At 69.0% G+C, this 10,163-nt stretch carries 9 protein-coding genes; 3 read left to right on the top strand and 6 right to left on the bottom strand.

The features are described from left to right. The 3 genes from A3IG_RS0115510 to A3IG_RS0115500 form a co-directional block, all read left to right on the top strand. On the top strand, positions 1–885 hold an 885-nt coding region (locus A3IG_RS0115510), incomplete at its 5' end, for a 2-oxoacid:ferredoxin oxidoreductase subunit beta (RefSeq protein WP_026220294.1). Positions 886–1,186: 301 nt separating this feature from the next. After that, positions 1,187–2,221, top strand: a complete 1,035-nt coding sequence (gene rarD / locus A3IG_RS0115505) for an EamA family transporter RarD (protein WP_018384491.1) — start codon at positions 1,187–1,189, stop codon at positions 2,219–2,221. A 221-nt stretch (positions 2,222–2,442) separates the two neighbouring features. Beyond that, positions 2,443–2,757: a MazG-like family protein gene (locus A3IG_RS0115500; protein WP_018384490.1), complete on the top strand. Its 315-nt coding sequence runs from the start codon at positions 2,443–2,445 to the stop codon at positions 2,755–2,757. A gap of 115 nt (positions 2,758–2,872) precedes the next feature. On the opposite strand, the gene A3IG_RS0115495 is transcribed toward A3IG_RS0115500, so the two are convergent. From A3IG_RS0115495 to A3IG_RS0115470, 6 genes are all read right to left on the bottom strand, one after another. Further along, entirely contained in the window at positions 2,873–3,727 is an 855-nt protein-coding gene (locus tag A3IG_RS0115495) for a carbohydrate ABC transporter permease (protein ID WP_018384489.1), read from the bottom strand. A 2-nt stretch (positions 3,728–3,729) separates the two neighbouring features. Beyond that, positions 3,730–4,554 (bottom strand): carbohydrate ABC transporter permease, encoded by an 825-nt coding sequence (locus tag A3IG_RS0115490; protein ID WP_018384488.1) that lies wholly within the window; start codon positions 4,552–4,554, stop codon positions 3,730–3,732. A gap of 414 nt (positions 4,555–4,968) precedes the next feature. Further along, positions 4,969–6,249, bottom strand: coding sequence for an ABC transporter substrate-binding protein (locus tag A3IG_RS0115485; protein WP_026220292.1), 1,281 nt, complete (start codon positions 6,247–6,249; stop codon positions 4,969–4,971). 518 nt (positions 6,250–6,767) lie between these two features. Beyond that, a complete protein-coding gene (locus A3IG_RS0115480; RefSeq protein ID WP_018384486.1) occupies positions 6,768–7,682 on the bottom strand; it encodes an ABC transporter permease in 915 nt (304 codons plus the stop codon). Further along, a complete protein-coding gene (locus A3IG_RS0115475) occupies positions 7,669–8,652 on the bottom strand; it encodes an ABC transporter ATP-binding protein (protein WP_018384485.1) in 984 nt (327 codons plus the stop codon). The genes A3IG_RS0115480 and A3IG_RS0115475 overlap by 14 nt, the downstream gene beginning before the upstream one ends. Before the next feature lie 204 nt (positions 8,653–8,856). Beyond that, a complete protein-coding gene (locus tag A3IG_RS0115470; protein ID WP_018384484.1) occupies positions 8,857–10,143 on the bottom strand; it encodes a LolA family protein in 1,287 nt (428 codons plus the stop codon). Between the last annotated feature and the right edge of the window lie 20 nt (positions 10,144–10,163).

Genomic DNA, 10,163 nt, shown 5'->3' with positions numbered 1-10,163 from the left:
GGCTGCTCCTCCCGATTCCCCTACTACATGAACACCTACGGGATGCACTCCATCCACGGCCGCGCCCCCGCCATCGCCACCGGACTGTCCACCACCCGCCCCGACCTGTCCGTCTGGGTCATCACCGGCGACGGCGACGCCCTGTCCATCGGCGGCAACCACCTCATCCACGCCCTGCGCCGCAACGTCAACCTCAACATCCTGCTGTTCAACAACCGCATCTACGGCCTCACCAAAGGCCAGTACTCCCCCACCTCAGAAACCGGCAAAATCACCAAATCCACCCCCATGGGAAGCCTCGACACCCCCTTCAACCCCATCTCCCTCGCCCTGGGAGCCGAAGCCTCCTTCGTCGCCCGCACCATCGACTCCGACCGCACCCACCTCACCGACACCCTCCGCCAAGCCGCCCACCACCCCGGCACCTCCCTCGTCGAGATCTACCAAAACTGCAACATCTTCAACGACGGCGCCTTCGAACCCCTGAAGAACAAAGACACCCAACACCACCACCTCATCCGCCTCACCCACGGCCAACCCATCCGCTTCGGCCCCCCCGCCCCCGACGGACACGGCAGCAAAGCCCTCACCCGCAACCCCACCACCGGCACCCTCGAAATCACCGACCTCACCCAAACCCCCAACCCCCCCAACATCCTCATCCACGACGCCCACAACCCCGACCCCACCACCGCCTACGCCCTCTCCCGCCTCGCCGACCCCCACACCCTCACCCACACCCCCATCGGCGTCTTCCGCGACATCACCCGCCCCGTCTACGACCACACCATGACCCACCAACTCGACCACGCCACCGAACACCAGGGCAAAGGCGACCTCGCCGCCCTCCTGGCAGGAAACGACACCTGGACGATCGAAGGCTGACCGGCGGGTCCACGTCCGATCACCGCCGAGGTCCCCGTAGACGAGCCCCCACCGCCCCGCGCTGACTGCCGTGCCAGCGCGGGGCGGTCGCGTTGCCGGCGATCGACTGACACCGACCGCTCCTGTCATGAGCGTCCACGCTCAACGGAGATGACAAGCGGCCTCGCGCTGGATACCGTGAACAACGCGGGGGTGGCCCCGCGCACCCGCGTGGAAGAGACAGGACACGGCGCCACTCCACCCACGTGTGCACGCGCGTCCGCCACCAGCCCGTGCTGGCGGCCCCCCGAAGGAAGGTCTGATGGCGGCGGAGTACCGGAACGAGCAGCAGGCAGGCTTCTGGTATGGCGTCACCGCCTACTCGCTGTGGGGCCTGTTCCCCCTGTACTGGCCGCTGCTCGAACCCATGGGCGCCACCGAGATCCTGGCCCACCGCATGGTGTGGTCACTGGTCGCGGTCGGGCTCATCCTCACCGTGCTGCGCCGCTGGTCCTGGATCGGGGAACTGCTGCGTCAGCCCCGCCGGCTGGCCCTGATCGCCCTCGCCGCGGCGTTGATCTCCGTCAACTGGGGCCTGTACATCTGGGGCGTCAACAGCGGCCACGTCGTCGAGGCGTCACTGGGGTACTTCATCAATCCCCTGGTCTCGATCGGCTTCGGCGTCCTGCTCCTGCACGAGCGGCTCCGGCCAGCCCAGTGGGTGGCTGTCGGCGTCGGGACCGTCGCGGTGCTCGTGCTCACCATCGGGTACGGGCGACTGCCGTGGATCGCGTTGACGCTCGCCTTCTCCTTCGGCATATACGGCCTGATCAAGAAACAGGTGCGCCTCGGCGGCCTGGAGTCCCTCGCCGCCGAGACCGCGATGCAGTTCCTCCCCGCCACCGCCTTCATCATCGTGCTCACCGCACGCGGCGACGCCGTCTTCGGCACCGAGTCCACCGGTCACACCCTGCTGGTGGTCGCCTCGGGCGTGATCACCGCCGTGCCCCTGGTGTGCTTCGGCATGGCCGCGGTCCGGGTGAAGCTGAGTGTGCTCGGCCTGCTCCAGTACCTGGCTCCGATCTTCCAGTTCCTGCTGGGCATCATCCACTTCCACGAGGAGATGCCCCCCGAGCGCTGGGCCGGCTTCGTCCTGGTCTGGCTGGCCCTCTCGCTGATCGTCTGGGACGGCCTGCGCACCGCTCACCGGAACCGCCGGCGCCTGGCGGCACAGGGTGCTTCGGCGCCGTCGGGGGGCGGGCCCGCGGCGGGCACGGTTGACGGGGAGGGGAGCGGTGGAACCCCTGCCCCGGCCGCCCCCGGCGGCGCTCCCACGGCCAGCGGAGGGACCTCGTAGCACCAGGTTCGGGGCTGGGCGGCCGGCCCCGGACGGGAACAGTCATCACCACAGATGCCGGCAATATCACCCCATCGAATGCCATCTCGGGTGAACCGTTCGTCTCGTCGTCCCGACCGGGTAGCGTCGGTGCCCGACACGACCGGGGAGCGATGCCGCGTTTCCGCCCCGCTGCCTCCCCGACGACACCCGTCCCGACGGCATCCGGGAGTCCCTCGCCCATGCTCGACACCTGGAACACCATCGACCGGCTCGTCGCGTGGCTCGACGCGACCAGCGAGGCGCCCCCCGAGGCGGCTCGCCTCCTACGGGTGCTGAAGATCAGCGAAGAGGCCGGCGAGGTTGCCGAGGCCATCCACGGCGCCACCGGCGCCAATCCCCGCAAGGGCCACAGCCACACCTGGGAGGACGTGCACAGGGAACTCTGCGACGTCATCATGACCGGCATGGTCGCCCTGAGGACCTTCACCCCGGACGCTGACAAGGTGTTCGCCGAACGCCTCGCTCGCGTCGCCGAGCGGGCCCTGGGCTCCTGACGGCGGGGGCCCAGCGGGTGACCACCGGTCCCGGTGCGGCGGCTCCGACTCCGGCGAGGTCACGCCTCGTCGGAGTCGGAGCCGCTCGGCGCCGGCCAGGACGCCAGCGCACCGGTCAGGACTTCAGCGCACCGGCCATCAGGCCGCGCATGAAGAACCGGCCCAGGAGGATGTAGACCACCAGTGTGGGCAACGAGGCCAGCAGGGCACCGGCCATCTGCTGGTTGAACGGGACGACGTTGGCGCCGGTGAGGTTGTTCAACGCCACGGTGACCGTGGAGTCCTGGGCCGAGGGGACCAGGAAGACGGCGAACAGGAAGTCGTTCCACATCGAGGTGAACTGCCAGATGATCACGACCACGAAGGCGGGCGCCGAGTTGGGCAGCACGATCCAGGCGTAGGTCCGCAGCATCCCCGCGCCGTCCACCCGCGCGGACTCGATGAGTTCGTTGGGGATGGAGGCGTAGTAGTTGCGGAAGATCAGCGTGGAGATGGGGATGCCGTAGATGACGTGGACCATCATCAGCCCCCAGATGTTCCCGTAGAGGTCCACCTCGGTGAGCACCTTCACCACGGGGATCATGACCGCCTGGTAGGGGATGAACATCCCGAACAGGCAGATGGTGAAGACCAGGTCGGCGCCGGGGAACCGCCACTTGGCCAGGACGTAGCCGTTCAGCGAGCCGAGCACGGCGGAGATGATCGAACCGGGGACGGCGAGCATCAGGCTGTTGCCCAGGCCGGTCTTCAACTGGTCGTAGGCGGTGCTCCACGCGTCCGTGGTCCAGGTGGACGGCAGGTCCCACGCCCTGGTCGGGTCGATCTCGTCCAACGGCTTGAAGCTGGTGACGAGCAGGACGTAGACCGGCATGGCCACGACGAGTACGAAGGACAGCAGCAGGAGGTACTTGACCGTCCTGGCCGTGATCAGCCTGGCGCGTGCCGCGCCGGTAACAGCGGGGGTGGCCATGGTCAGCGCTTCTCCTGCCGGAAGGTGTAGACGAGGTAGGGAACGACGAGCACGGCCACGAACAACAGCAGACAGGTCGCGATGGCCGCACCCTTGGCGTAGTCCTGTGCCTCGAACACCGACTGCCACATGTAGACGGCGGGCACGTCGGCGATGATCTGCTGGCCGGCGACGGCCACGATCAGGTCGAACACCTTCAGCGAGATGTGTCCGACGATGATCAGTGCGGAGAGGGCCACCGGGCGCAGTTGCGGGAAGATGACGTGCCGGTAGATCTGGCCCTCGGTGGCCCCGTCCATCCGGGCCGCCTCGCGCAGTTCGTCGGGGATGCCGCGGAAGCCGGCGAGGAACAGGGCCATCACATAGCCGGACATCTGCCAGATGGCCGGCATGGCCATGGCCGCCATGCCCCACTTCTGATCCTGCCACCAGGGGTTCTGCAGGCTGTCCAGGCCCACCTTGGAGAACAGGACGTTGAGGCCCGAGGCACGCTCACCGGGGGCCGGGTTCATCAGCCAGCGCCAGACGATGCCGGAGGCGATGAACGAGATCGCCATCGGGAAGAGGTAGACGGACCGGAAGAACCCCTCCGCCCGCACCCCCTTCTCCAGCAGCAAAGCCATGATCAGGCCCATCACCATGGTCCCCACGATGAAGACCACGGTGAAGGTGAGCAGGTTCTCCCAGGCGGCGGTGAACCGCTCGTCGTCCATCAGGTCCCGGTAGGTGCCGAACCCGGCATAGGAGTTGTCCTCGACAACGGTGTGCCAGTTGGACAGCGAAACCTTGATGTTCCAGCCGATCATGCCGTAGACGAAGATTCCCACGGCGATGAGCGATGGGGATATCAGAAGCAACCCTGGCAACCAGGTGCTTGTCACACGTTTCACAGTTACGGGACTCCTCGACGCGACCGGGGCGGGCGAAGCGCCAACGGGTCTGCAACCCGGGCACGGCACCCGGCCGGACCGGTGGGGCGGGCGGGATGAGGGGCGGGGCGGGCGGAGCACCTGACACCACGGGGGACGCCCGCTCGGGCCCCCCGGTCCTCCCGCGGGGTGGGCTGGTGAACGGCGCTGTTCACCCGGGGAGCCGCAGGACGGACGGGACGGTTGCCCGGCGCGGGGTCGCCCCCGCGCCGGGCCCGTCCGGACGGTCCGCACGTCGCGGCGGGTGTGTCCGGGACGCCTCCAGGACCAGGTCCCGGGTCGGCCGCGGCCCGGACGGCGCGTCACCCGGGCTCAGACGGCGTGCTTCTCGGCGGCTTCGCCCAGGGCGTCCTGGAACTTGCCGACGTTCTTGCTCTGCAGGAACAGGCCGAGTGCGGTGCCGATCTCCGTGGTCCAGGCCAGGCTGGCCACCGCTCCGTGGGAGAGCGAGCCGACGATCTTGTCCTTCTTCCACTCCTCGAGCGCCCACTTCAGGTAGGGCCCGTAGAGCGCGGGGTCGGCGTCGTTGCGCGCCGGAATGGAGCCCTTCTTGGGGTTGAAGGCGTCCTGACCGGACTTGCTGCCGCACTCCTTGAGCCAGGCGATGGCCGCGTCGCGGTGCTTGGCTCCCACCGGCAGGGTGAACGAGTCCGACAGGAACTGGTAGGTCCCGTCGGTGTCCGGTGCCGCGGCCCAGCCGTAGTCCGTCTCCGGCTTCCGCTTGAGGTCCCCGGAGAGGTAGGAGTCCGCCCAGTCACCCATCACGTTGAACCCGGCCTGTCCGTCGGACAGCAGCTTGGTGGCGTCCTGCCAGGTCAGGGAGGCGGCATCGCTGTTGGTGAAGCCCAGCAGCTCCTTCCAGACCTCCAGCGCCGCGGTGACGTCCGAACCGCCCCAGTCGCCGCCCTTCTTGAACAGCGCCGAGTACCCGTCGGCGCCGAGCTTGCCGAGCAGCACCGTCTCCAGCAGGTGCTGCTGGGTCCACTCCTCGCCGATGGACAGGCCGATCTTGCCCTTGCTCTTGACCTTGTCCAGGGCGTCGAGGAACTCGTCCAGGGTCTTGGGCGGCGCCGAGACCCCGGCCTCGTCGAGCACCTGGCTGTTGTGCCACAGCACGTTGGCGCGGTGGATGTTGACCGGGACCGAGTAGATCTTGTTGTCCATGGTCAGCAGGGGCAGCAGGGTCTCCGGGAAGACCTCCTTCCAACCCTCCTGCTCGTACAGGAACGTGATGTCCTCGATCTGCTTGGCCTTGACGTAGTCGAGCAGCTCGGCGCCGGCGTGGCCCTGGAAGGTGTCCGGCGGCTGCTTGGCCTGGAGGCGGGACGCGAGCACGGCCTTGGCCTTGTCGCCCGCGCCGCCGGCTATCGCGTCGTTGACGAACTTGATCTTCGCGTTCTTCTTCTCGAAGTCGGCGACCATGGCCTTCAAGCCGGCCTCTTCGCCGCCTCCTGTCCACCAGGAGAAGACGGAGAGTTTCGTCTTGCCGCCGCTGTCGCCGCCGTCGTCGTTGTCATCTCCACAGGCAGTCAGCGTCCAGGACGCCACCGCGAGTCCAGATGCCGCCAGGAATCCTCTACGACTGATGGACATGGCTGAGTTTTCTCCCTCTTCTCCATTGGTTCGGGAGTAGCAGTGAACGAACCAGTTAGCGATTACGTCGCAATGTCGTAATAACTGAGCGCCAATCTGACCGTTCACCGACCGTGTCTGTCAAGACTGTTGGGAGCATCGTAACAACGCTGTCATCGGACAATTTTGACTACACGGGATCAGATTGAGCAAACAACACCAAGTCGGTGTGCACGCTCCGCCGTCATCGACGTCACCGACGATGACCACCTGGAGAGCTGCCTCCTCCCTCCAAGAAGCAGGCGAGCTGGCCGGAAACGCCCGATGCCCCGAACCGGGTCGTGTCATCACGACGGGGTTCGGGGCACCGCTCGAGGCGTTGTCGAGGCACGCGCCGGAGTAGTCCGCCCAGGGGCGTTGGCCGGAACGTTCCGGACGGCGTCAGTCACCGCCATTCACAAAGAAACACTCGCGCTGACCGCATGACGGTTCACCGGTGGGAAAGTCACCGGCTCGTTGCCCTGAGCCACGCTTTTCCCTCACGCCGAAATGTCCCGGGTGGTGAACCGTGCCCAGGCCGCTGAACCGAAGATCGCCACATAGACCGCCTGGAGAACCAGGTTGTCCTGCACCTGGTCCCAGATGACGGGGTCCCTGACCAGGTCAACGAAGCCCAGCCAGTAGTGCGGGAAGAGATACGGGTGGATCATGTCCAGTTGCGGGATGGCGTCAAGGATCTGCACCGTGATCATCACGCCAACCGTGGTCGCCATGGCGGCGATCCCACTGTTGGTCAGGGTGGAGATGAACAGGCCGATGGCGGCGAGACCGAGCAACGACGCGGCCACCACCCCGGCCACCGCGAGCACCCGCAATAGCCCGTCCCCGAAGGAGATGGTGGACCCGGACAGCAGGGTCACGTCCCCCACCGGGAACAGCGCCATGCCGGTGAGCAGTGCGGACACCGACACCACCAGGACCGCCGCCGCGCAGAACACCGCCGTGGCGTTCGCCTTGGCCAGCAACAGCCGGCTGCGTCCCGCCGGGGCGACCAGCAGGTAGCGCAGGGTCCCCACGCCCGCCTCACCGGCGACGGCGTCACCGGCGATCACACCGATCGCCATCGGCAGGAAGAACGGCAGGGTGACCGCGAGCGAGGTGAACACCAGGAACAGGCTGTTGTTGGTGACCTGGCTCAGGAACGCCGGGCCCTCGCCGTCCCCGCCGCCCGCCACCCCACCGTCCCGGGTCTCGATCTTGACGGCGATGCCCACCACGACGGGGATCACCGCGAGGATGGCGAACAGCGCCAGGGTGCGCCAGCGACGGAAGGTGAGGCCGAGTTCGGACCAGAACAACGAGAGCGTCCCCGAGCGGCCGGGGCGCGCCAGCGGCTCGGCCACCCGCGGCGTCACCACCTCCCCCGCCCGCTCCTCCGTGTCAACCCGCAACATCGAACCCCTCCCCGGTCAGCGCCACGAAGGCGTCCTCGAGCGATCCCCGCTCCGTGCCGAACGCCCGGACCCGGACCCCGGCGCGCACCAGCGCCGCGTTGAGGTCCGCCAGGTCCGGCGGGTCCTCACCTGGCAGTTGGCCCAGCACCCGCTCCCCTTCGGCGACGAGGTCCAGCACCCCGTGCTCCTTCAGCACCCGCAGGGCGTCCTCCGGATCGGGGGTGCCCACCACCAGGTGGCTGTGGACGCCCGCGGCCAGGTCGGCCACCGTTCCCTGGGTGACCAGCCGCCCGCGGGCCATCACCGCGGCGTGCGTGCAGATGTGCTCGATCTCGTCGAGGAGGTGGGAGGAGAGGAACACCGTGGTGCCGTCGGCGGCCAGTTCCCGCACCAGCGCCCGGATCTCCCGCATGCCCTGCGGGTCGAGGCCGTTGGTCGGCTCGTCCAGGACCAGCAGTTCGCGTGGCTGGAGCAGCGCCGCGGCGAGCCCGAGGCGCTGTTTCATGCCCAGGGAGTACGCACGGGCCTTCTTGCCCGCGGCGGACGTCAACCCGACCCGCTCCAGGGCGTGGCCCACCCGTTCCCGCCGCGTCCCCGGGTCGGCGTCCGGGTCGGCGGAGTCGAACCTGACGAGGTTGTCCCAGCCGGACAGGAAGCCGTACAGCGCCGGGCCCTCGATCAGCGCGCCCACCCTCGGCAGCACCGTGCGGGCCGCCCGCGGCATGGGCTGCCCCAGGACCCGCATGGCGCCCGCGCTGGGCGCGATCAGGCCCATCAGCATCCGGATGGTGGTCGTCTTGCCCGACCCGTTGGGGCCGAGGAAGCCGAAGACGCTGCCCCGGGGCACGGACAGGTCGAGACCGTCAACGGCGAGCTGCCCGCCCCGGTAGCGTTTGGTGAGCCCCCTGGTGACCAGAGCCGGCTCCTCCTGCGGAGCCCCGGCGTCGGTCGTGGGGACGGACAGGTGCATCGTCGAACCGCTCCCTCGTGCGTTGTCGTGGATCTGCCCGGCGTCCTCGCCGGGTCCCTCCCCCCGCGGTGCCGCCCCGGCTACGTGGCCCGGCGCGACGCGGGGGCCTCCCCGTCCATGGGGAAGCCCCCGCCAGCCGCTCGCCGGCGACGCCCGGGCCCGTCGGGTGGTCTCCCCCGGGCACCGGGCCCCGCGCCGCCGCTGTTACTTCTCGGCCGCCGCGATCAGGGCGTCCTTGGTCACCGCACCGAGGTACACCTGGCCGTCGTCGGTGACCAGCACGTTGACCAGCCGGCTGGTGATCACCGTGCCCTCGCCGAAGTCGCCGTCGACCCGGTCACCGAGGCTGTTGAGCAGCGTCTTCGGGTCGAAGCCCTCGGGCAGTTGCTTCCCCTTCTCGAACGCCTTCCCGCTGAGGACGCCCTCGGGGAGCTCCGTCCGCAGCACGCTGTCCCAGCCCTCGCCGATCAGGGACACGTCGCCCGGGTTCAGGCCGAGCCCGGCGAGGTCCTCGAAGGACCCGCGCGCGGACTCCCCGGCGGCGTCGGCCTTCTCCCGCAGGTCCTCGGCCTCGGTCACCTCCGCCCCCTTGGGCGGGGTGAAGTCGAACGACCCGGCCTTCGGCTCGGCGAAACTGACCTTGGTGAAACCGATGTCCACCGCGGCCCTCTCGCTGCCCTTGGGGGTGAGGGTGAACTTCAGCGGGGCGCCGTTCTCCGCGTCCACCGCGATCCGGACGGAGCCCACCGTCGAACCGTCCTGCTTGGGCGTGATGAGCAGGTCGTAGGCGTCCCGGCCGGCGACCTCGGAGGTGCCGTCCACGGTGACCGAGGTGGTGGCGTCCACCGCCGCGAGGGCCTGCTCGGCGGCCTCCTGCGGGGTGGGCAGCTCCGCGGGGAGCCGCCCCTCGTGCTGGCCGCCGGGGGCCCGGTGGTCGCCGCCCTCGGCGTGGAACACCTGGTTGGTGGCGCTGTCGTACGCCCACACCTGGTCCGCGTTGTGGATGAGGCTGTACTCGGACGTCTCGTCCACGATGGACAGCCGCTGCTTGTCCGGGCCGTCAACGGCCACCCGCACGGTGTGCGAGCCGGAGAGCAGCGCGGGGAGCTGGGACCTGGGGTCGGCGGTGGCCCCGGCGCCCTCGGCGTCCTCCTCTCCCCCGGCACCAGGACCGAACGGGCTGCTGCCGGCACCGGACGCGCCACCGGCGATCAGCCCGGGCAGCCCCAGATCGGTACTGATCTTCACCGTGCCGGAGAACGTGTCCACCTGCGTGCCGGCCAGCTTGGTCACCAGTTCCTCGGCGGTGACCCCGGGCAGCTTGGGATCACTCGAGCCGGAGTCGGCGAGGGCGGGAACGAGGCCGATGGTCCCCGCGGCCACCCCGGCCACGGCCACCGGGACCAGCAACCGCACGGTGCGCCGTCTGCGCAGTGACCTGGTCTCGTCCCCGGGGTCCTGGTCGTGGGTCGTCGGTTCTATCGGTGCCATGTGGCGTACCTCCTGTGGCG

The organism is Wenjunlia vitaminophila DSM 41686 (genome assembly GCF_000380165.1).
Classification (GTDB): Bacteria; Actinomycetota; Actinomycetes; order Streptomycetales; family Streptomycetaceae; genus Wenjunlia; species Wenjunlia vitaminophila.
Note: the sequence above shows the minus strand (reverse complement) of the source record. Positions and strands in the feature narration are given on the sequence as shown.

What these genes read in the sequence shown, in the direction of transcription:
- rarD (WP_018384491.1), top strand. Translation starts at nt 1,187, where the DNA reads ATGGCGGCGGAGTACCGGAACGAGCAGCAGGCAGGCTTCTGGTATGGC.
- A3IG_RS0115500 (WP_018384490.1), top strand. Translation starts at nt 2,443, where the DNA reads ATGCTCGACACCTGGAACACCATCGACCGGCTCGTCGCGTGGCTCGAC.
- A3IG_RS0115495 (WP_018384489.1), bottom strand. Translation starts at nt 3,727, where the DNA reads ATGGCCACCCCCGCTGTTACCGGCGCGGCACGCGCCAGGCTGATCACG.
- A3IG_RS0115485 (WP_026220292.1), bottom strand. Translation starts at nt 6,249, where the DNA reads ATGTCCATCAGTCGTAGAGGATTCCTGGCGGCATCTGGACTCGCGGTG.
- A3IG_RS0115480 (WP_018384486.1), bottom strand. Translation starts at nt 7,682, where the DNA reads ATGTTGCGGGTTGACACGGAGGAGCGGGCGGGGGAGGTGGTGACGCCG.
- A3IG_RS0115475 (WP_018384485.1), bottom strand. Translation starts at nt 8,652, where the DNA reads ATGCACCTGTCCGTCCCCACGACCGACGCCGGGGCTCCGCAGGAGGAG.
- A3IG_RS0115470 (WP_018384484.1), bottom strand. Translation starts at nt 10,143, where the DNA reads ATGGCACCGATAGAACCGACGACCCACGACCAGGACCCCGGGGACGAG.